Source organism: Achromobacter sp. JCM 18799, from assembly GCF_055395645.1.
The window spans coordinates 86,995-108,488 of sequence record NZ_AP043866.1 but is presented as its reverse complement, the minus strand read 5'-3'; the positions used below and the strand labels follow the sequence as shown (position 1 = coordinate 108,488).

Annotated in this window: 19 protein-coding genes and 1 tRNA gene; 13 read left to right on the top strand and 7 right to left on the bottom strand. The window is 65.8% G+C overall.

The window, feature by feature from the left end; translation table 11 throughout:
• The first annotated feature begins 7 nt into the window (after nucleotides 1-7).
• The 7 genes from ACZ5YA_RS00730 (at nucleotide 8) to ACZ5YA_RS00700 (ending at nucleotide 7,482) form a co-directional block, all read left to right on the top strand.
• On the top strand, nucleotides 8-1,582 hold the full coding sequence (locus ACZ5YA_RS00730; RefSeq protein WP_059380521.1) for an ABC transporter substrate-binding protein: 1,575 nt from the start codon (nucleotides 8-10) through the stop codon (nucleotides 1,580-1,582).
• 102 nt (nucleotides 1,583-1,684) lie between these two features.
• Nucleotides 1,685-2,692 carry an ABC transporter permease gene (locus ACZ5YA_RS00725; RefSeq protein ID WP_118933324.1) on the top strand — a complete coding sequence of 336 codons (1,008 nt, stop codon included), beginning with the start codon at nucleotides 1,685-1,687 and terminating at the stop codon, nucleotides 2,690-2,692.
• Entirely contained in the window at nucleotides 2,689-3,528 is an 840-nt protein-coding gene (locus tag ACZ5YA_RS00720; RefSeq protein WP_059380519.1) for an ABC transporter permease, read from the top strand. Before ACZ5YA_RS00725 ends, ACZ5YA_RS00720 begins: the two co-directional genes overlap by 4 nt.
• A 9-nt stretch (nucleotides 3,529-3,537) precedes the next feature.
• Complete coding sequence (locus ACZ5YA_RS00715; RefSeq protein WP_464091865.1) at nucleotides 3,538-5,169, top strand: ABC transporter ATP-binding protein; 1,632 nt, start codon at nucleotides 3,538-3,540, stop codon at nucleotides 5,167-5,169.
• Between the two features lie 38 nt (nucleotides 5,170-5,207).
• Nucleotides 5,208-5,498: a cupin domain-containing protein gene (locus ACZ5YA_RS00710; protein ID WP_059380517.1), complete on the top strand. Its 291-nt coding sequence runs from the start codon at nucleotides 5,208-5,210 to the stop codon at nucleotides 5,496-5,498.
• A 17-nt stretch (nucleotides 5,499-5,515) separates the two neighbouring features.
• Entirely contained in the window at nucleotides 5,516-6,580 is a 1,065-nt protein-coding gene (locus tag ACZ5YA_RS00705; protein WP_464091864.1) for a histone deacetylase family protein, read from the top strand.
• A gap of 14 nt (nucleotides 6,581-6,594) precedes the next feature.
• Complete coding sequence (locus ACZ5YA_RS00700) at nucleotides 6,595-7,482, top strand: DMT family transporter (RefSeq protein ID WP_118933326.1); 888 nt, start codon at nucleotides 6,595-6,597, stop codon at nucleotides 7,480-7,482.
• Nucleotides 7,483-7,491: 9 nt separating this feature from the next.
• Here the strand turns inward: ACZ5YA_RS00700 and gntR are convergent, their stop codons facing one another.
• Nucleotides 7,492-8,517: an HTH-type transcriptional regulator GntR gene (gene gntR / locus ACZ5YA_RS00695; protein WP_280016729.1), complete on the bottom strand. Its 1,026-nt coding sequence runs from the start codon at nucleotides 8,515-8,517 to the stop codon at nucleotides 7,492-7,494.
• 132 nt (nucleotides 8,518-8,649) lie between these two features.
• On the opposite strand from gntR, the gene ACZ5YA_RS00690 reads away from it, so the two are divergent.
• The 4 genes from ACZ5YA_RS00690 to ACZ5YA_RS00675 are packed head-to-tail and all read left to right on the top strand — an operon-like array spanning nucleotide 8,650 to nucleotide 13,396.
• Entirely contained in the window at nucleotides 8,650-9,192 is a 543-nt protein-coding gene (locus tag ACZ5YA_RS00690; RefSeq protein ID WP_118933328.1) for a TRAP transporter small permease, read from the top strand.
• 42 nt (nucleotides 9,193-9,234) lie between these two features.
• The gene (locus tag ACZ5YA_RS00685; RefSeq protein ID WP_118933329.1) at nucleotides 9,235-10,515 is read left to right on the top strand and encodes a TRAP transporter large permease; all 1,281 of its coding nucleotides are present in this window, start codon (nucleotides 9,235-9,237) and stop codon (nucleotides 10,513-10,515) included.
• Nucleotides 10,516-10,538: 23 nt separating this feature from the next.
• A complete protein-coding gene (locus ACZ5YA_RS00680) occupies nucleotides 10,539-11,555 on the top strand; it encodes a TRAP transporter substrate-binding protein (protein ID WP_059380511.1) in 1,017 nt (338 codons plus the stop codon).
• Between the two features lie 59 nt (nucleotides 11,556-11,614).
• Complete coding sequence (locus ACZ5YA_RS00675; protein ID WP_464091863.1) at nucleotides 11,615-13,396, top strand: IlvD/Edd family dehydratase; 1,782 nt, start codon at nucleotides 11,615-11,617, stop codon at nucleotides 13,394-13,396.
• Nucleotides 13,397-13,405: 9 nt separating this feature from the next.
• Here the strand turns inward: ACZ5YA_RS00675 and ACZ5YA_RS00670 are convergent, their stop codons facing one another.
• Entirely contained in the window at nucleotides 13,406-13,801 is a 396-nt protein-coding gene (locus ACZ5YA_RS00670; protein ID WP_251880894.1) for a YbaN family protein, read from the bottom strand.
• 202 nt (nucleotides 13,802-14,003) lie between these two features.
• Between ACZ5YA_RS00670 and ACZ5YA_RS00665 the strand changes: the two genes are divergently transcribed.
• Complete coding sequence (locus ACZ5YA_RS00665; protein ID WP_059380509.1) at nucleotides 14,004-15,500, top strand: methyl-accepting chemotaxis protein; 1,497 nt, start codon at nucleotides 14,004-14,006, stop codon at nucleotides 15,498-15,500.
• Nucleotides 15,501-15,610: 110 nt separating this feature from the next.
• The gene (locus ACZ5YA_RS00660) at nucleotides 15,611-16,249 is read left to right on the top strand and encodes a LysE family translocator (protein WP_280016732.1); all 639 of its coding nucleotides are present in this window, start codon (nucleotides 15,611-15,613) and stop codon (nucleotides 16,247-16,249) included.
• Between the two features lie 131 nt (nucleotides 16,250-16,380).
• On the opposite strand, the gene ACZ5YA_RS00655 is transcribed toward ACZ5YA_RS00660, so the two are convergent.
• From ACZ5YA_RS00655 to ACZ5YA_RS00635, 5 genes are all read right to left on the bottom strand, one after another.
• A tRNA-Val gene (locus ACZ5YA_RS00655) sits at nucleotides 16,381-16,457 on the bottom strand.
• Nucleotides 16,458-16,686: 229 nt separating this feature from the next.
• The gene (locus tag ACZ5YA_RS00650) at nucleotides 16,687-17,349 is read right to left on the bottom strand and encodes a phosphoribosylanthranilate isomerase (RefSeq protein WP_118933332.1); all 663 of its coding nucleotides are present in this window, start codon (nucleotides 17,347-17,349) and stop codon (nucleotides 16,687-16,689) included.
• A 69-nt stretch (nucleotides 17,350-17,418) separates the two neighbouring features.
• On the bottom strand, nucleotides 17,419-18,630 hold the full coding sequence (locus ACZ5YA_RS00645) for a TRAP transporter substrate-binding protein (RefSeq protein ID WP_464091862.1): 1,212 nt from the start codon (nucleotides 18,628-18,630) through the stop codon (nucleotides 17,419-17,421).
• A gap of 52 nt (nucleotides 18,631-18,682) precedes the next feature.
• Nucleotides 18,683-19,492, bottom strand: a complete 810-nt coding sequence (gene truA / locus ACZ5YA_RS00640) for a tRNA pseudouridine(38-40) synthase TruA (protein ID WP_118933334.1) — start codon at nucleotides 19,490-19,492, stop codon at nucleotides 18,683-18,685.
• 3 nt (nucleotides 19,493-19,495) lie between these two features.
• The gene (locus tag ACZ5YA_RS00635) at nucleotides 19,496-21,421 is read right to left on the bottom strand and encodes a type IV pilus assembly protein FimV (protein WP_464091861.1); all 1,926 of its coding nucleotides are present in this window, start codon (nucleotides 21,419-21,421) and stop codon (nucleotides 19,496-19,498) included.
• Nucleotides 21,422-21,494: the final 73 nt, after the last annotated feature.

The following is a 21,494-nucleotide window of genomic DNA, read 5'->3' as shown; positions in this document are numbered from 1 at the left end:
GCTCGCAGTGAAATCGAAGAAATGGTTCTCCCTAAGCATCGGCGCACTGGTCCTCGCGGCCGCGCTGCCCGCCACGCAAGCGCTGGCGCAGACCAAGGGCGGCACGCTGAACATGATCGTCCAGCCCGAACCGCCGGTGATCGTCACCGCCATCAATCAGCAGGGTCCCACGCAATTCGTCGCCGGCAAGATCTACGAGAGCCTGCTGACCTACTCCACCGACCTGAAGCCCCAGCCCGGCCTCGCCAAGTCCTGGGACGCCTCGGCCGACGGCCTGTCCTACACCTTTCACCTGCAGGACAACGTCAAGTGGCATGACGGCAAGCCCTTCACCTCCGAGGACGTGGTCTTCTCGTTGGCGGACATGCTGCCCAAGACTCACGCGCGCGCCCGCGTGATCCTGAACAAGTTCGTGGAATCGGTGCAGGCTCCAGACGCAAAGACGGTGGTCGTCAAGCTGAAGACGCCCTTCCCCGCCTTCATGCTGATGTTCGAGCCGGGCTTTGCGCCCATGATGCCCAAGCACATCTATGCAGGCACCGACTACATGACCAACCCGGCCAACCAGAAGCCGGTCGGCACGGGTCCGTTCATGTTCAAGGAATGGAAGCGCGGCGAATACATCAAGCTGACCCGCAACCCCGACTACTGGAAGCCCGGCAAGCCGTATCTGGATGAACTGGTGTTCAACGTCATCCCCGACTCGGCCTCGCGCGCGGTGGCTTTCGAGCGCGGCAGCGTGGACGTGCTGCGCGGCGGCGACGTGGACAACGTCGACATCAAGCGCCTGCGCGCCCTGCCCAAGGTCGAGTACACGACGGCTGGCTGGGAGATGTTCTCGCCCCAGGCCTACCTGATCTTCAACATGCGCAAGCCGCCCTTCGACAACCTGAAGGTGCGCCAGGCGGTGATGGCGGCCATCAACCGCAACATGGTGGTCAACAACATTTTCTTCGGCCTGGGCAAGGTGTCCACCAGCCCCTTCGTCACCACCGAGATGTTCTACGACAAGAACATGCCGCCGCTGGCGTTCGACATGAAGAAGGCGCGCGCGCTGATCAAGGAATCCGGCATCAAGCCCGAGGACTACACGATCCGCCAGCTGAGCTTCCCCTACGGCTCCACCTGGGACCGCCTGGGCGAATACACCAAGCAGGCGCTGGAGCAATTGGGCTTCAAGGTCAACCTGGAAGCCACCGACGCCGGCGGCTGGGCCAGCCGCACCGGCAACTGGGACTTCGACATGACGACCACCTTCACCTACCAGTACGGCGACCCCGCGCTGGGCGTGCAGCGGCTCTATATCTCGTCGAACATCGTCAAGGGTTCGCCCTTCGCCAACGTGCAGGGCTACAGCAACCCGGAGACCGACAAGCAATGGGAGGCGGCCGCGTCCGAGGTTGACCCCGCCAAGCGCCAGGAGCTCTACAGCAAGCTGCAGACCACGCTGGTCAACGAGATCGCCAACGGCTTCCTGGTGGACATGGAGTTCCCCACGCTCTACCGCGGCAACGTGAAGAATCTGGTCAAGACCGCCATCGGCTTGAACGAGAGCTTCGACGACGTGTACATCGAGAAGTAAGCGCCGCAGGACGCCGCCGCGGCAGGCCTGCCGCGGCGGCGGATGCCGGCCGGACTACGGCTGCCCCAGGCAGGCCGCGCCCGATCAGAGAGGACCCCGAGCATGAAATTCCTGTCTTTCCTTGTTTCCCGCATCGGCAAGGCCCTGGTGGTCGTGCTGGGCGTGGTGATCATCAATTTCTTCCTGATCCGCCTGGCTCCCGGCGACCCCGCCGCCGTGCTGGCAGGCCAGGCCGGCGCGGGCGACGCCGCCTACGTCGAACAATTGCGCGTGGCGTTCGGCCTGGACAAGCCCATCCTGACCCAGCTGATGCTGTACCTGAAGGGCGTGGTGCAGCTGGATCTGGGTTTCTCGTACCGCAACCATGTGCCGGTGCTGGACCTGATCCTGGAACGGCTGCCGGCCACCTTCCTGCTGATGTCCTGCGCCTTCGTGTTTTCCATCGTGCTGGGCGTCTTCCTGGGCGTGGTGGCGGCCAAGGCCCGCTACCGCAACAAGCGCCGCTGGATCGACAGTTCCGTCATGACGGGCGCCCTGGTGCTGTATGCCACGCCGCTGTTCTGGTTGTCGCTGATGGGCATTCTGCTGTTCTCGGTGGTGCTGGGCTGGCTGCCGGCCTTCGGCATGGAGACCGTGGGCGCCAACCTGAAGGGTTGGGCGCGCGCAGCCGACATTGCCCAGCACCTGATCCTGCCCACCGTGACGCTGGGCTGCTTCTTCATGGCGGTCTACGTGCGGCTGACCCGCGCCTCCATGCTGGAAGTGATAGGCATGGATTTCGTGAAGACGGCGCGCGCCAAGGGCGTAAGTCCCGGCCGCGTGATCCGCGCCCACGTGCTGCGCAATGCGCTGCTGCCTGTCATTACCTTCGCCGGCATCCAGTTGGGGCAGATGGCGGGCGGCGCGGTATTGACCGAAACCGTGTTCGCATGGCCCGGCATAGGCAGGCTGATGTTCGACGCGCTGCTGCAGCGCGACTACCAGCTGCTGCTGGGCATCTTCCTGGTCACCTCCATCATGGTGGTGGTGTTCAACCTGCTGACCGACGTGCTGTACCGACTCATCGATCCGCGCATCGGCGCGGGCGCGCAGCAAGGAGCCGCCGCATGAAGTCATTTGCCCGGCGCTACATGCGCAATTACGGAGCGGTGGCCGGACTGGCCATCATGCTGGTCGTGATCGTCGTGGCCCTGGCCGCGCCGCTGCTGTATGAAGAATCCCCCTGGATGATGGTGGCCGACCCGCTGATTCCGCCCTTCACCAATGCCGACTACCCCTTCGGCACCGACATGCTGGGCCGCGACATCACGGCCGGGCTGGTCTGGGGCGCCCGGGTCTCGTTGATGGTGGGTCTCTTGTCCACCGCCGTGGCGCTGGTGTTCGGCATCGTGGTGGGCTCGGTGGCGGGTTACTGCGGCGGCCGGGTGGACGACGCGCTGATGCGCTTCACGGAGTTCTTCCAGACCATCCCGCAGCTGGCCATGGCCGTGGTGCTGGTGGCGATCCTGAGCCCGTCGGTCTACTCCATCATGGGCGCCATCGCGGTCGTCTCCTGGCCGCCGGCTGCGCGGCTGGTGCGCTCCGAATTCATGACGCTCAAGCAGCGCGAGTTCGTGCAGGCCGCCATCGTCATCGGGCAGACGCCGGCCCGCATCGTCGGCACCCAGATCCTGCCCAACGCCATGTCGCCCATCATCGTGTCGGCGTCCTTCATGGTCGCCACCGCGATCCTGACGGAATCCTCGCTGTCCTTCCTGGGTTTGGGCGACCGCAACCTGATGAGCTGGGGCTTCATGATCGGCGCGGCCCGCACCATGATCCGCGAAGCCTGGTGGATGAGCGTCTGGCCCGGCGTCGCGATCCTGCTGACGGTACTGGCCATCAACCTGATCGGCGAAGGCCTGAACGACGCCCTCAACCCGCAGCTGCGCAAGCGCGGCGAATAGGAGGACGGCATGAACGCATCCCCCCCTCTGCTTTCCATCCAGAACCTGAGCATCGCCCTGCCCAAGGGCGGCGACCGCCCCTATGCGGTCCAGGACGTGTCCTACGACATCCGCGCCGGCGAAATCCTCTGCATCGTCGGCGAATCGGGCTCGGGCAAGTCCATGAGCGCCAACGCCATCATGGGCCTGCTGCCCGACTACCTGACGCCGCAGCAGGGCCGCATCCTGTTCCGCGGCCAGGACCTGCTGCGGCAGGACGAAGCCACGCTGCAGGCCATGCGCGGCAAGGACATGGCGATGATCTTCCAGGAGCCCCTGTCGGCGCTCAACCCGCTGATGACGGTAGGCGAGCAGATCAGCGAAGTCATGCGCGTGCACAACGCGTATCCGGGCGCGCAGCGCATGGCACGCACGCTGGAGCTGCTGGCCTTCGTGGGGCTGCCCGACCCCGCCACGCTCTACGACGTCTATCCGTTCCGGCTGTCGGGCGGCCAGCGCCAGCGCGTGATGATCGCCATGGCCTTGGCGCTGGAGCCCGCGCTCCTGATCGCCGACGAACCCACCACCGCGCTGGACGTCACCACCCAGGCGCAGATCCTGGCGTTGATCGCCCGCATCCAGAAAGAGAAAGGCATGGGCGTGATGTTCGTCACCCATGACTTCGGCGTGGTGGCCGAAATCGCCCACCGGGTCGCCGTCATGGAAAAAGGCATCCTGGTCGAACAGGGGCCGGCCGAGGAGGTACTGAACCGCCCCCGCCACCCCTACACGCAACGCCTGATCGCGGCCGTGCCGCATCGCCGCGGCGCCGAGCGCGAGTCCGCCGCGCACGACCAGCCCGTGCTGGACGTGCGGGACTTGAAGAAGACCTACGTGGTGGGCCGCGGCTGGCTGGGCGGCAAGCGCGAGGTGCATGCGGTGGACGGCGTCAGCTTCAGCGTGCGGCGCGGCGAGACGCTGGGCATCGTGGGCGAATCGGGCTCCGGCAAGTCCACCATCGGCAAATGCCTGCTCAAGCTGGTGGGCATCAACGGCGGCCAGCTGATCTTCAACGGCCAGGACATCGCCGCCATGCCGGAATCGCGCTTCCGGCCGCTGCGCCACGATATCCAGATGATCTTCCAGGATCCGTTCGCCTCGCTCAACCCGCGCCATACCGTGGGCCGCATCATCAGCGACGGTCCCGTCGCCAACGGCGTGCCGCGCGCGCAGGCCGAGGCGCGGGTGCGCGAGCTGCTGTCGCTGGTCGGGCTGGACCCGTCCGCCTTCGACCGCTATCCCAACCAGTTTTCGGGCGGACAGCGCCAGCGCATCGGCATCGCACGCGCGCTGGCGCTGGAGCCCAAGGTGCTGGTGGCCGACGAATCAGTGTCGGCGCTGGACGTCTCGGTTCAGGCGCAGGTGCTGCAGCTATTGCACGATTTGCAGCAACGCCTGAAGATTGCGCTGGTCTTCATTACCCACGATTTGCGCGTGGCGGCCCAGATCTGCAATTCCGTTCTGGTCATGCATCGCGGCAAGGTGGTCGAGTACGGCTCGCCCGCGCAGATCTTCGACAACCCGCAACACGCCTATACGCGGCAGCTGATCGCCGCGGTCCCCGGCCAGCATTGGGACCCGACCAAGGCGCAAGCGGCCTGAAGCGCACAAGAATATTCATACCCCCAAGGAGAAGCCCCATGCAACGCCCCGCCGCCATACCGACCGTGCAGATCGACAATGACATGGTCACCGTCACCGAATGGCGCTTCCCGCCCGGCGGCGAAACGGGATGGCACCGCCATGGAATGAACTACGTGGTGGTCCCGCAGACCACCGGCCCGCTCTTGCTGGACACGCCCGACGGCGAAATCACCAGCCAGCTCACCGCCGGCGTGGCCTACTACCGGCCCGTGGGCGTAGAGCACAACGTGATCAATCCCAGCGACACGGAATTCGTGTTCGTCGAAATCGAACTCAAGCACGCATAACGCCAGCGAGGGCAGCCATGAAGGCGTTTTTCTCGGAAGAGCAGCTGCTGCATACGCCGCAGCAATTCATGCGGCTTGGGCGCATCAGCGCGCCCACCGATCTGCCGGCGCGGGCGGAAAGCCTGCAAGGCGCGCTGGCCGCGCGCGGCATCCGCGTTCAAGCGCCGGCGGACTACGGCCGCAAGCCGCTGCAGGACATCCATAGCCCGGACTACCTGGACTATCTGGAAACGGCCTATGCGCGCTGGCAGGCCTTGCGCTCGCCTGCCATGGACCCAGGCCCCGAGGTGCTGCCCAATCTTTCGCCTTACTACAACGGCCGCGTCGAGCTGGCTGGCCGCGGCCCCTGCCCGTCGCCCTCCATCGTGGCGCAGACCGGCTACTACCTGAGCGACCTGTCCTGCCCCATCGGGCCGCAGACCTGGCGCTCGGCGCTGCGCTCCACGCACAGCGCGGTGGCGGCCGCCGACCACGTCGCCAGCACCGGGGGCATGGCCTACGCCTTGTGCCGGCCCTCCGGCCACCATGCCCACCGCGATCGCGCGGGAGGCTTCTGTTACCTGAACAGCAGCGCGGCCGCGGCCAGCCGGCTGCTTCAGACCTGGTCCAAGGTGGCCGTGCTGGATGTGGACGCGCACCATGGCGACGGCACGCAGAACATCTTCTATCAGCGCGGCGACGTCATGACGGTATCCCTGCACGCCGACCCCGCCGCCTACTACCCCTTCTATACCGGCTATGCGCATGAGCGCGGCTACGGCGCGGGCGAAGGCTGCAACCTGAACCTGCCGCTGCCGCACGGTTCTGGCAACGACGCCTTCCTGCGCGCGCTGGACACGGCGCTCGCCGCCCTGGACAGCTACGCGCCGCAGGCGCTGGTGCTGGCCCTGGGCTTCGACACCTACAAGGACGATCCCATCAGCGTCCTCAAGCTCGACATCGATGCCTACCGCGACATCGGCGCGCGCGTCGCCAGCCTGGGGCTGCCCACCGTGATCGTGCAGGAAGGCGGCTACATGGTCGAGGCCATCGGCCCCGCGCTGGACGCGTTCCTGCAGGGCGCGGGCCTGGCGGCAGCCTGAGCCCGTCCGCCGACATGAGCTCCGTTCCCATTGCGTTACCCTCGCCGGCCGCCGCGCGCCAGACCGGCATCCTGCTGTTCTTTGCCGCGCTGGTGGCCTTCGCCACCTTCGATGCGGGGTCCAAGCACATGCTGGCCCGCTACCCCGCGCCCTTCCTGAACATCATGCGCTATTCGGCGGTGGCCGTGCTGGCGCTGGCGCTGCTGTGGCGGCACCGCGGCGGTCCGCGCCTGCGCGATGCGCCCGAAAAACCGCTGTTGATCCTGCGAGGCCTGCTGCTGGCCACGGTGGGTACCTGCTTCATGACAGCGCTGATCTGGATGCCGCTGTCGGAAGCCACGGCCATCTACTTCACCTCGCCCCTGATCATGGTGGCGCTGTCGCCCTGGCTGCTGGGCGAGCGGGTGCGACCCGCCCAGTGGATGGCGGTGGCGGCGGGCTTTGGCGGCATGCTGCTGATCGTGCGGCCAGGCGCCAACCTGCCGTGGCTGGGCACGCTGCTGATGGCGGTGTCCGCGGTCAGTTACGCGGTGTTCCAGGTGCTGACGCGCAAGCTCTCCGGCAAGGTGCCCGGGCCGGTCCAGTATGCCTACACGGCCTTCATCTGCCTTGTCGTCACGGGGCTGCCAGCGCCATTCTTCCTGCCTGACCCGTGGCCGGATCTCGCCGATATGCTTTTCATCGTCGGCTTGGGCGCCTGCAGTGGATTGGCGCAGATCTTCCTGATATCCGCCTTCCAGCGCGTGGCGGCGGCGACGCTGGCGCCCCTGAACTACTTCCAGCTGCTGCTGGCGGTACTGTTCAGCACCTTCTGGTTCCAGCGTCCGCCCGATGGGCTGGCCTTGGCCGGCATGGCGCTGATCATCGCCTCCGGCGTGTTCCTGGCGCTGCGCCGGGGCTGAGGATTGCGTTCAGCTGGTCTCGCGCTGGACCAGTTTGAAGCCCAGGTCCACATGGCGCTCGGCGACGGCTTCGCCCGCCAGATGGCGCATCAACAGGTTCGCGGCCGATACGCCGATCTGGTAGCGCGGCGTGGCGATGGTCGACAGCGGCGGCGTGGTCCAGGCCGTGCCCGCCACGTCGTGGAAGCCGACGATGGCCATGCGTTCCGGCACCGGCACGCCCAGCCTTCCACACTGGAACACCGCGCCCTGGGCCAGGTCGTCGTTGCAGAAGAACAGCGCGTCGCAGTCGGGATGGCGCGTGCGCAGCGCTTCCAGCAGCGAGGCTCCCAGGCCGATGGATGATTTCTCCGGCGTCATGATTTCCAGAGCCGGGTCATACAGGCCCGCATCCCGCAGCGCCTGGCGGCAGCCTTCGCAGCGGCGCAGCGACCGCGGATCCAGCTGCGCACCGACGATGCCGATACGGCGGTAGCCCCGCTCCACCAGATGGCGGCCGGCGGCATAGCCGGAATCGAACTGCGAAAAGCCCACGCTCATGTGCTCGCCGCCGTCCAGCGTCTCGATCGTGTGCACGGTGGGAATGCGCTGCGTGTCCAGCAGGTCCCATACGCCCGGGTTGTGGTCGATGCCGGTCAGGATCAGGCCGTCGGGCGCGTGCTGCAGATACTTGCGCAGCAGAGCCTCCTCTTCGTCCGGCGCATAGCCGGTCACGCCGATCAGCATGTGGTAGCCGTGCCGGTCCAGCTCTTCCTTGATCCCCGCGATGATGTCGACGAACACCACGTTGCTCAGCGACGGAATCAGCGCCACGATGGTCTGCGAACGCGCCGACGCCAGCGCGCTGGCCGCATGGTTGGGCACGTAACCCAGTTCCTGGCACACCCGCGCAATGCGCAGCCGCAATTCCTCCGCCACCTTGTCCGGCGTGCGCAACGCCCGCGATACCGTGATCGCGCTCACGCCCACGTGGCGCGCGACATCCTGCATGGTGACGCGGCCGGCGCGTGAACTGCGGGGTTTACGGATGGACATCGGTCCTCGGCATCGGTTGTTGAGCGCGTAGTCTGACGTAAAAAACTGGGGCTTGCCAAACGCAAAATGTTAGCGCTAACATTTCGCACAGCATAACCCTAAAAAATTCCGGGAAACGGATAGGAGACAAGCATGCAAGCTTCCCCCCCGGGGCGGCCTGGCGGCACGCCGCTGGCCCGCGCCGCCAATTGGTGCTTCGCGCTGCAGACCTGGCTGATGGTGGCCTGTCTGGCCGTCATGGTGGTGCTGCTGTTCGGCAACGTCGCGCTGCGCTACCTGTTCAATTCCGGCATCAACGTCTCCGACGAGATCTCCCGGCTGGCCTTCGTCTGGATGATCTTCCTGGGTTCGGTGATAGCGCTGCGCTCGCATCAGCACATCGGCGTCACCATGCTGGTGGAACGCTTCGGCCCCGCCGCCCGCCGCGCTTCGCACGTGTTCTGCCAGTTGCTGACGCTGTGGGTGCTGTGGCTGATGGCCGAGGGCAGCTGGACCCAGACCGTCATCGGCCTGGACACGGTGTTGCCTGTGACCGGCATGTCGCTGGCGGTGTTCAACGCCGCGGCGCTCTATGCGGCTGCCGCCATGGGCATCCTGACCTTGATCGATCTGGTGCGCGTCCTTGCGGGCGGGCCCTTGCCGGCGGAATCCAGCCCCGAAGACCCGCTGGTCTGACGGCTCCGCCTCCAACTCCCCCACCCCGCCCGGACGCCCGCAATGATCCTGACCGTCTTCCTGCTCGTGCTGCTGGGGCTGATCGCCCTCGGCATGCCTATCGCCTTCGCGCTGCTGCTCAGCGCGATCGCCATGATGTTCCAGCTGGACTTTTTCGATACCCAGATCCTGGCGCAGAACATGCTGTCTGGCGCCAATAGCTTCACCCTCATGGCGGTGCCGCTGTTCATGCTGGCCGGCGAACTGATGAACGCCGGCGGCATTTCGCGCCGCATCGTCAATCTGGCCAGCACCTTCGTGGGCCACATCCAGGGCGGCCTGGGCTATGTCGCCATCTTCGCCAGCGTGCTGCTGGCCGCGCTGTCCGGCTCGGCCGTGGCCGACGCCGCGGCGCTGGGCTCGCTGCTCATTCCCATGCTGCGCGAAAGAGGCTACGACGCGGGCCAGGCCTCGGGGCTGATCGCGGCCGGCGGCATCATCGCGCCCATCATTCCGCCCTCGATCTCGTTCATCATCTTCGGCGTCGCCACCAACGTGTCGATCACCAAGCTGTTCTTCGCCGGCATCGCGCCCGGGCTGATGATGGGCCTGACCCTGGTTGCGGTCTGGACCTGGGTGGCGCGCAAGCACGGCAGCATCAAGCCCTCGCCGCGCGAGCCGTGGAGCAAGCGCTGGAAGGCGCTGCGCGAATCGCTGTGGGCCCTGATGTTGCCCGTCATCATCATCGGCGGCCTGCGCGGCGGCATCTTCACGCCGACCGAGGCAGCCGTCGTCGCCGCGGTCTACGCGTTGCTGGTGAGCCTGTTCGTCTACCGGGAAATCAGCGTGCGCGACCTGGCGCCGCTCTTCATCAACGCCGCCAGCACCACCGCCATCGTCATGTTCCTGGTGGCCGCCGCCATGGTCTCGTCCTACATGATCACCCTGGCCGACATGCCGCAGGACCTGATCGCGTTGCTGGAACCCGTACTGGACCAGCCCAAGCTGCTGATGTTCGCCCTGCTGGTGCTGCTGACGCTGGTAGGCACGGTGATGGACCTGACGCCCACCATCCTGATCCTGGCGCCGGTGCTGATGCCTGTGGTCACCAAGGCCGGGATCGACCCCGTCTATTTCGGCGTGATGTTCGTCATGGTGGGTTGCGTGGGCCTGCTGACGCCGCCGGTGGGCACCGTGCTCAACGTGGTCTGCGGCGTCGCCCGCATCAATATGGAAACCATCTGCAGGGGCGTGTGGCGCTACGTCGTCGCCTACACGCTGCTGCTGGTCCTGCTGGTGATCTTCCCCGAGCTGATCACCGTCCCCGCACGCTGGATGCATTAGAAAAACCCCCAAGGAGGAGCACCATGATCACCCGTTTCAAGACCCGCATGCTTGTCCTGGCGACGGCGCTGTCCTGCGCTATCGCCGGCGTCGCGTCCGCCGCCGACGTCAAACCGCGCCTGATCCGTTTCGGCTACGGCCTGAACGAGGAAAGCGTCCAGGGACGCGCCGCGCGCCACCTGGCGCAGGAGCTGGAAAAAATCAGCGGCGGCAAGCTCAAGATGAAGACCTTCGGCTCGGCCAACCTGGGCTCGGACGAACAGATGCAAAGCGCGCTGGTGGGCGGCGTGCAGGAAATGATGGTGGGATCCACCGCGCCCCTGGCCGGCATGGTCAAGGAGTTCGGCGTGTTCGACCTGCCCTTCCTCTTCAACAGCGAAAAGGAAGCGGACGCCGTGCTGGACGGCCCGATGGGTCAGGACATGCTGAAGAAGCTGGAAGCCAAGGGCATCGTCGGCCTGGTCTATTGGGAAAACGGCTTTCGCAACATGACCAATTCCAAGCGCCCCATCGCGCGCGCGGAAGACCTGCAAGGCATCAAGCTGCGCGTGATGCAGAACCAGATCGCGCTGGGCGTCTTCAACACGCTGGGCGCCAACGCCGTGCCCATGCCGTTCTCCGAACTGTTCACCGCGCTGGAAACCCGCACCGTGGACGGCCAGGAAAACCCCATCACCACCATCCAGAGCAGCAAGTTCTACGAGGTGCAGCCCTATCTGACCATTACCCGCCACGTCTACACGCCCTGGGTGGTGCTGGCGTCCAAGAAATGGTGGGACACCCTGTCGCCGGAAGAACAGAAGCTGATCCGCCAGGCCGCCGCGTCCTCGCGCGACTTCGAACGCCAGGACAGCCGCGCCGATTCGCAGAAGGCCATGACCACGCTGGAGAAGGCTGGCATGAAGATCAATACGGTATCGCCCGAAGAGATCGCGCGCATGCGCCAGAAGGTGCAGCCGGTGGTCGACAAGTACACGCAGGACCTCGGCCCCGAGCTGGTCAAGCAGCTCAACGACGAAATCCAGAAGGCGCGCAACTAGGCCTTTTGCGGCCCGGACGCGCGCCGGGCCGCCACGCAACCGCTGTAAACGAGAATCCCATGTCCCAGACTCCCCGCAAACTGCGCAGCCAGAAGTGGTTCGATGATCCGGCGCACGCCGACATGACGGCCATCTATGTCGAGCGCTATCTCAACTACGGCCTGACGCGCCAGGAACTGCAATCGGGGCGGCCGATCATCGGCATCGCCCAGACCGGCAGCGACCTGGCGCCCTGCAACCGGCATCATCTGGCGCTGGCCGAGCGCATCAAGGCCGGCATCCGCGACGCGGGCGGCATCCCCATGGAGTTTCCCGTGCATCCGCTGGCCGAACAGGGCCGGCGCCCCACCGCCGCGCTGGACCGCAACCTGGCCTACCTCGGCCTGGTCGAGATCCTGCACGGCTATCCGCTGGACGGCGTGGTCCTGACGACCGGTTGCGACAAGACCACGCCCGCCTGCCTCATGGCCGCGGCCACCGTCGACATTCCCGCCATCGTGCTGTCCGGCGGACCGATGCTGGACGGCTGGCACGACGGCCAGCGCGTCGGCTCCGGCACCGTCATCTGGCATGCGCGCAACCTGATGGCCGCGGGCAAGCTGGACTACGAAGGCTTCATGACGCTGGCCACGGCGTCGTCGCCATCCATCGGCCACTGCAACACCATGGGCACGGCGCTGTCGATGAACTCGCTGGCCGAAGCGTTGGGCATGTCGCTGCCCACCTGCGCCAGCATTCCCGCGCCCTACCGCGAACGCGGCCAGATGGCCTACGCCACCGGGCTGCGCATCTGCGACATGGTGCGCGAGGACTTGCGCCCGTCTCATATCCTGACGCGCCAGGCTTTCGAGAACGCCATCGTCGTGGCCTCGGCGCTGGGCGCCTCCAGCAACTGCCCGCCGCATCTCATCGCCATCGCCCGCCACACTGGCATAGACCTGAGCCTGGACGACTGGCAGCGCTTGGGCGAAGACGTGCCGCTGCTGGTCAACTGCGTGCCTGCGGGCGAGCATCTGGGCGAAGGCTTTCACCGCGCGGGCGGCGTCCCGGCGGTGTTGCATGAACTGGCGGCGGCCGGCCGCCTGCATACCGATTGCGGCACCGTGTCCGGCAAGACCATCGGCGAGATCGCGGCCACGGCCAAGACCAACAATGCCGATGTCATCCGCAGCTGCGACGCGCCGCTCAAGCACCGCGCGGGATTCATCGTCCTGTCCGGCAATTTCTTCGACAGCGCGATCATCAAGATGTCGGTCGTGGGCGAAGCCTTCCGCCGCGCCTACCTGTCGGAGCCCGGTTCGGAGAACGCCTTCGAAGCGCGTGCCATCGTCTTCGAAGGCCCGGAGGACTACCACGCGCGCATCGAAGACCCTGCCCTGAACATCGACGAGCATTGCATCCTGGTGATTCGCGGCGCCGGCACCGTGGGCTACCCGGGCAGCGCCGAAGTGGTCAACATGGCGCCGCCCTCGCATCTGCTCAAGCGCGGTATAGACTCGCTGCCCTGCCTGGGCGACGGCCGCCAGAGCGGCACCTCGGCCAGCCCGTCCATCCTGAACATGTCTCCGGAAGCTGCGGTGGGCGGAGGCCTGACGCTATTGCGCACGGGTGACCGCATCCGTGTCGACCTGAACCAGCGTTCGGTCACCGCGCTGGTGGACGAAACCGAAATGGAACGCCGCAAGCTGGAACCGCCGTACCAGGCGCCGGCTTCGCAGACGCCCTGGCAAGAACTCTACCGGCAATTGGTCGGTCAGCTTTCGACCGGCGGCTGCCTGGAGCCTGCGACGCTGTACCTGAAAGTGGTGGAAACGCGGGGCGATCCCCGCCATTCGCACTGACGCTGGCGGCTATTGGGGGGCCTGGCCGCTGCCGGCTTGCGGCCCCTGCGGAGCCGGCCGCGTAACGACGTAGGCCGCGCTGGCCAGGAAAAACACGGCGACGGCGGCGGCCAGCATCCACGACGGATGCGCGCCCCACCAGAACAGCACGTAGCCCACGGCCATGCCCAGGCAGGCGTAGGTCTTGCCCTTGCGCGACACGGCGCCCTGGTCCCGCCAGGCGCGCAGCGCGGGACCGTAGGTCGGGCTATCCAGCAGCCACTTCTCCAGCCGCGGCGAAGAGCGCGAAAAGCAGGCGACCGCCAGGATCAGGAATATGGTCGTCGGCATGACGGGCAGAAACGCGCCGATCACACCCAATGCCAGCATCAGGCAACCCAGGCAGAGCCACAGTACTCTCATCATGATGGGCAGCAGGATATCCCAGGTTTTCCAGTCGCTTCAAACGCGCTGCGCAAGTCGGCGGCGGCGCTCCGACGCCCCGGTCCGGTCGGTGGCGTATTTGGGACAAATATGAATAAATTGGAATATATATTCACAAATTGGAATTATTGAATAAAAATCGTACGTGCGCGGGGTTCCGCGCTTTCCGTCGCGAGGAAATGCCATGCGCAACGCAAGCGATTTGCTGGAAGACTCGTACCGCCGGACCGACCGGGCGATGTTGCCCCTGCTCTGGCTGCTGTTCGCCGTCGGATTGTGCATGGCCCCGCAGTACGGGCGTTGGGGCGCCGCCATCGCAGTCGGCCTGGCCGGCGCAGGCATTCCCTCGCTGCTGATACTCTGGCGACCCGGCCGGCTGAGCACGCGTTTGACCGTCGCCTGTGGCCTGATGGTGCTGGCCGCGCTCCATATCCATTTGATGTCCGGCATGGCCGAGATTCATTTCGGCATTTTCGTGCTGCTCTCACTGCTCCTGGCCTATCGCGACTGGCGCACGATCCTGTGCGCGGCAGTGGTCATCGCGCTGCACCACCTGTCGTTCAATTTCCTGCAACAGTGGGGCTACGGGACGATCTGCTTCACGGAACCCAGCCTGCCCATGGTGCTTCTGCATGCGGTCTACGTGGTGGTGCAGGCCGCCGCGCTGGGCTGGCTGGCCTGGAAAATGGAGCGGGCCGCGGTAGCAGCCGAGGAACTGGCCCGGCTCAGCGCGCATATAGGCCGCGAGGCCGGCGTGTTCGACTTGCGCTTCGGCGGCTTGAGCATGGATAGCCGCCTGGGGCAGAGCTTCAAAGCCACGATGGATGCCGTGCACCGGACCATGAGCGGGGTCCGGACCACCGCAACCGCCCTCTCGGCAGCGTCGCGCGACATCATGCAGGACAACCAGCAACTGGAGGAACGCACCCGCACCCAGGCCGATTCGCTGCAGCGCACCGTGACATCCATGCGCGACCTGGCGGCGAACGTCCACGACAACGCCACCAATGCGCAGCATGCCCGTGAACTGAGCGACGAAGCCCGGCGCATCGTCGACACCGGCAGCACGGCTGTCGCCGGCGTCGCGGCCGTGATGGGAGAAATCCAGCAAGAGGCCAAGAAGATTTCCGAGATTACCGGCTTGATCGACAGCATCGCCTTCCAGACCAACATCCTCGCCTTGAACGCGGCAGTGGAAGCGGCCCGCGCCGGCGAAAGCGGACGCGGCTTCGCCGTCGTGGCCACCGAGGTGCGCGCGCTGGCGCAACGCAGCGCCAGCGCCGCGCGCGAAATCCGCGGCCTGATCGACGGTTCGCTGACCAAGACCGGCGACGGGTTCCGCCAGGCCGACCATGCCGCCCACGTGATCCGCGAAGTCGTGGCCAGTATCGAGCGCGTGGCCGGCATCGTCAGCCAGATCGGCGACGCGGGACGCGCGCAGGCCACGGACATCGACGAAGTCAACCAGGCGGTGACCCAGATGGACGAGCTGACCCGGCAGAATGCGGCCCGGGTCGCGCAAGCCGCGGACGCCTCTACCGCCTTGCAAACACAGGCGGCCGAACTGTTGCAAGCCGTGGGCGTGTTTCGCCTGCGGGATGAGCCGTCGCCGCCAATACAGGCAGCGCCGCGGGTGACGCATCAGGGGCTCGCCGCGTCGGCGGCGCTGGCAGGCGGCTGATACAAAAACTGCAAGACGTCTGCCAGCGACAGGCGCTACGCCGTCCTTTGCAGGGTCCGGCTTTCGTGGAAGAATCAAAGCCTCCCGCGGCTTCAGCCTCCCAAACGATCATGACTCCTCTCGCATCCATACTCGCGATTCTCGGTGCACTGTGGCTCGGAGCCATGTTGCCCGGGCCAAGTTTCATCATCGTCGCGCGCAAGGCCATCGGCCAGTCCCGCTGGGACGGCCTGGCCTCGGCCTTCGGCATGGGCGCAGGCGGCATGCTGTTCGCCGGCCTGGCGCTGGCGGGCCTGTATTCTCTGCTGCAAAGCGTGGAATGGCTTTATGTCACGCTGAAAATCGCAGGCGGCGCCTATCTGCTTTACATCGCTGGCCGGATCTGGCGTAGCGCCAAGCAACCTTTCGCCTTGCCCGGTGGCGCCGCCGTGGCCTCTCGCAATGGACGGAGTTCCTTCTGGATCGGACTGACGACCCAGTTAAGCAATCCCAAAACTGCGATCTGGTATGGAAGCATTTTCGCCGCGTTGCTGCCCCAGCACCCGCCAGCATGGATTTACTTCGCGCTGCCGCCGCTGGTATTCCTGGTCGAGTTCGGCTGGTATGCCATCGTGGCGCTTTGCTTTTCGACCAAAGGCCCGCGAGAAGTTTATTTGCGCGCGAAGAAATGGATAGATAGAGGTGCCGCAGGCGTCATTTCCGCGCTGGGGTTGCGCCTTATCCTGAACGCGCCCAAGAATGGGCTGTAATCTGAAGACGCGTTAATCATTGCACCAGGCCTTCGATTCCCCGCATTTTGCGAGCTGAAAACAAAAAAGCCGCCAGATCATGGATCTAGCGGCTTTCTCTTTGCCGTGCTTGACAGCACTTTGCAGGAATTTGGTAGGCGGTATTGGAATCGAACCAACGACCTCCACGATGTCAACGTGGCGCTCTAACCAGCTGAGCTAACCGCCTGCAAAGAAGAAGAATTATATAGTGCTTTTTTAAACTATGCAAATCGTCTAACAAGATTTTTTGCATTATTTATTGCGCTTCGAAATTTGCGGCGTTCACTTTCGCATGCCTTCAAACTTCCTTGCGCAACGCGTTTTGAAGAGTCCGTTCTTAGGAACTTGTTCCAAGAAACTTTAAGCACCGCTTTTCAGCATTGCCGCACCGCTTCAAACCGCCTGCACTGCACTAACTAATTTCCCTTCAGCTTCGCGTCTGCCGCTTGCGCTGCAGCAACGAAGAACGAGATTCTATCAGAACTTTTAATTCCTTGCTCAAGCTCCACGCCGCTACTCACATCGACCGCCCAAGGCCTGACCAATTCCACCGCCTGCCCGACGTTTTCTGCGTTCAAGCCGCCCGACAGAATCAGGGGCCGCGACACCGGATCGGCCCTCACCTCGTCTAACAGGGTGTAGTCGAAGCCATGGCCGCTGCCGCCGTATCCCGCGCTGTAGCTGTCGAACAGCCAGCCCGCGGCTTCGCCATAGGCGCGGCACGAAGAGGCCAGGCTTTCCGCGGTATCCAGGCCGGGCGCGCCGGCACGGAATGCCCTTAGAAAGCGATGACCGTAGCGCGCGCAATCCTGCGGCGTTTCATCGCCATGGAACTGCAGCAGCTCCGGCTTGACCTGGTCCAGCACGGCCTGCACCTCGGCCTCTTGCGCATTCACGAACAAGGCCACCACGTCGACAAAGGCCGGCACCATGCGCCGCAACTGAGCTGCGCGCGTCGGCGTCAGGCAACGCTTGCTCTTGGCGTAAAACACAAAACCGATCGCATCGACGCCCGCCGCAACGGCGGCGTCAATGTCCTGTTCCCGGGTCAATCCACAGATCTTGATGCGTGTGCGCATGAAACTCTTCGCTTGCTTGGCCGCCCTGCGCGGCTGGTCGAATCAGTATATCCGGCGTGCAGGCACCGCCTACGCGGCGGGCTGGCCCATGGTGGCCACGAGATTGTCGAAACTGCCCTCGGCCAGACGGAACCAGGGCGTTTCCTTGTCACGAAACGCCGCCATGCTGTCGTACAGCTTCTTGAACATGGGATCCTTGGCGCTCATTTCCTGGTAGGTGGCCAGCGACGCCTCGTAGCTCGCCTGCAGGACCGGCTTGGGAAACGCCTTCAACTGCGCACCGCGCGACACCAGCCGGCGCAGCGCGTCCGGATTGCCAGCGTCGTACTTGGCGATCATGTTGGCAGTCGCCATGCGGCATGCCAGCGTCAAAGCGGACTGATACGGCTTGGGCAACTCGTCGTAGGCGTCCTGGTTCACATACAAGGACAGCTGCAGCGTGCCCGCCCACCAGCCCGGAAAATAGTAATTCCTGGCCACTTTATAGAGAGCCAGGTTTTCATCGTCGTACGGGCCGATCCACGCCACGGCGTCCACGACGCCCTGCTCCAGCGCGCCATAGGCTTCGGCCACCGGAACGTCCACGGGCGTCGCGCCCATCCGCGCCAGCACATGGCGGGCGAACCCGCCGGCCTTCACCTTGAGCCCCCGCAGGTCGTCCACGGTCTTGATTTCCCCGCGAAACCAGCCGCCCATCTGCGCGCCGGTATAGCCGCAGGGAAAGTTCAGGATGTTGTACTTGTCGAACAGCACGCGCGTGAGCGCCAGGCCTTCGCCCTGCGTCATCCACGCATTCATCTGCCGCGTGTTCAGGCCGAACGGCACGCCGGCGTCAAAGCACAGCGCCGGGTCGATATCGAAGTAGCGGGTCGACGCCGTATGGCCGCAATCGACGACGCGGTGCTGCACGGCTTCCAGCACCTGGCCCGGCTGCACCAGGTCGCCGGCGGGAAAGATCTCGATGCTGAAGCGCCCGTCGGTCACCTCGTTCACGTAACGCGCCACGTCTTCGGCGCCGGCGAACAAGGTGGGAGACTCGTTGGGAAAACTGGAGGCCAGCCGCCATGCGACTTTGGATGGGGCTGCCACCACCGCGGGCGCTTCGGGCGCGGCCACCGGAGCGGGCGGCGGACTGGCCGGAGCCTCTTGCGGAGCCGACGGCGGTTCCGACGGGACAGCGCTGGCGTTTTCCTCGGTCGACGGGACTTCCTGCGCGAACGCCGGAGCGACCAGGGCGGCGCCGCCCAGGGCGGTCTGCTTCAAAAACGCGCGGCGTTGCATGGCAAGAGCCTCCATCGAATATGGACAGGCATCGCCGTTGCCGGCGACAACCCTAATAGGTTTGAGTAAACGGCGACAGCAACTGCGATCCCCCGTCGAGCTCATCCAGGCCGAACGCTTCCGGATAATCGATGGCGGACAGGTACAGCCCATCGGGCGCGAAGGTCGGCGCGCCCCGCTTGCGGTCGCGCCAGGACAGCAACTGCGCCATCCAGTCCACCGATTCGCGCCCTTGCCCGATCTGCAATAGTGCGCCCATGATGTTGCGCACCATATGATGCAGGAAGGCATTGGCCTTCAGGGTGAACACCAGGAACGGCCCGCGTTCATCGATGTCCAGCCGGTAGAGATGACGCACGGGATGCTTGGCCTGGCATTGCGAGGAACGGAAGCTGGAAAAGTCATGCTCGCCCAGCAAGGCGTTTGCCGCGGCCCGCATGGCATCGACGTCCAGCGGCTGAAAACACCAGCCAGCCCGCCCGGCCCACAACGCAGGCCGAACGCGGCCGCGCCACAACAGATAAACGTAGGTGCGGGCGCGCGCGGAAAATCGCGCGTGGAATTCGTCCGATACCGGCTGCGCCCACTGGACCGAAATACTGGGTGGCAGGAAGGCATTCACCCCCCGGACCCAGGATTCCATCCGGCGATCGAGCTCGGTGTCCAGATGGACTACCTGCATCGCGCCGTGCACACCGGTGTCCGTACGGCCGGCGCAGATGGTCGCGACCGGCCCTTCCACACCACAAAAACTGCCCAGGGCGGCCTCCAGCGTGTCCTGCACCGTTTGCCGATGCGGCTGTGTCTGCCAACCCTGCCAGGCGGAGCCGTCATACGCCAGCCCCAATGCAACTCTAGACATGTATCAAACCCGTGGCCCGCCGACACGGTGCGGTTCGTCCGTGGGCGGTTCGTCCAGGTCGAGATTGATGCTTCCGAGCTTGCGGTTCAGCGCCGCCGTATCCAGCGCTGGCTCGTTGAATTCGTAGGTTTCCTCGTCATCGTCCCCGCGCCGCGCGCCGGCCCGGCGCAAGAGCCAGGCAATCGCGAATGCGATCAGCGCCAGCACTGCGGTGACGATAACGAGCAGATTGTCGGCCAGCCACGCAGGCATGTCCGAGGCAGAATCCTTGCCTGCCGGCGTACCGGCGGCCTGATCTGGCGAAGGTGTCCCAGAAGCGCCGGCGGCGCCGGGAGTGCTCGCGGCTCCTGCCGTTCCTGTTGCGCCGGGAGCGCCTGCCGCGCCCGGAGCGCCTGCCGCACCCGCAGCGCCTGCCGCACCCGCAGCGCCTGCCGCACCCGCAGCGCCTGCCGCACCCGCAGCGCCTGCCGCACCCGCAGCGCCCGCCGCACCCGAAGCGCCTGCCGCACCCGGAGCGCCTGCCGCACCCGAAGCTCCCGTTGCACCCGAAGCGCCCGTTGCACCCGAAGCGCCCGCTGCTCCCGAAGCGCCCGCTGCACCCGAAGCGCCCGTTGCACCCGAAGCGCCCGCTGCACCCGAAGCGCCCGTTGCACCCGAAGCGCCCGCTGCTCCCGAAGCGCCCGCTGCACCCGAAGCGCCCGTTGCACCCGAAGCGCCCGTTGCACCCGAAGCGCCCGCTGCACCCGAAGCGCCCGTTGCACCCGAAGCGCCCGCTGCACCCGAAGCGCCCGCTGCACCCGAAGCGCCCGCTGCGCCCGAAGCGCCCGTTGCACCCGAAGCGCCGGTTGCACCCGAAGCGCCGGTTGCACCCGAAGCGCCCGTTGCACCAGCGGCGCCCTGCTGTGCCACCGCCTTGTTCAAATCGTCGACATTACTCTGCAGTTGGCTCACACGCCCCTGGACATCGGCCATGGCGCGCTCGCTCGACGTCCTGGCGTCAGCCTGCGCCTCGGCTTGAGCCGACGCGCTGTCTTGCGCCTGCCCGGAGGACAAGCGAACGCGATCCTGCGGCGGCGATGCGCTGGCCGCCCCGGCATCAGCGGGAGGCGCAACGCTGCCCGAAGCCGCGCCCTGCCCCTGGACCACGGACGGATTCGCGCCGGCCGCCGCGCCGATGCGCGCGCGGTACTTCGCGAATGCCTCGGCATGCTCATTGAAGATGCGCCGCGCTTCGGCCGGATCCACCGCGCGCACGGTAGCCGCGTCGGGAATCGTCAACCTCTGGCCAGCCTTCACCAGATTCATATTGTTCTGGATGAATGCCTCGGGATTGGCGCGCCACAAGGCCACCAGCATCTGATAGACCGACGCGTTGGGCACGGCATTGCGCTGCGCGATCGCGAAAAGATTGTCGCCGGACTTCACGTTGACCGAACGCGATCCCGCCGCACGCCCCGGCGTGCCGACCGCGGCCGGCGTCACATCGGCCGTGGTGCCGCGCAACGGCACCAGGATGCTGACCTGCACCTGGCGCTGCCCGGAGCTGGAGCTGATATCCAGCAGCAGATCAACCGCGCCGCTGGCCGGCGGCTGCGAGGCCCGCACGCGCAGATTCTTGCGCGTGGCGTCCAGGCCGTCCTCAACCCGGACCACCATGCTTGCCAGCGGGACCGGCGGTTTCAGGCCCGCGCGTTGCCAGGAGGCCTCGTCGGCCACCGACACCTTGAGCGATGCGATTTCCTCGGGCGTGAGTTCCTGCAATCCCACCACCGCCTGCAGCGGCGCGCCCGGCACGGAAACCACCCGCGAATGCCCCACGCGCATGGCCATGGCGGTACTGCACACGCTTGAGCCAATCGCCAGCGCAATCGCCCACTGCAGGGCTTTTAAACGGCGGGCATGCTTCACTTGGCGCGAACGCTGGGTCATAAGCTGGAATTCCGTCTTGTAGTCGACTTGCGGGCTGGAGCCGGATCACGCCATATCGGTGAGAACTGGCATC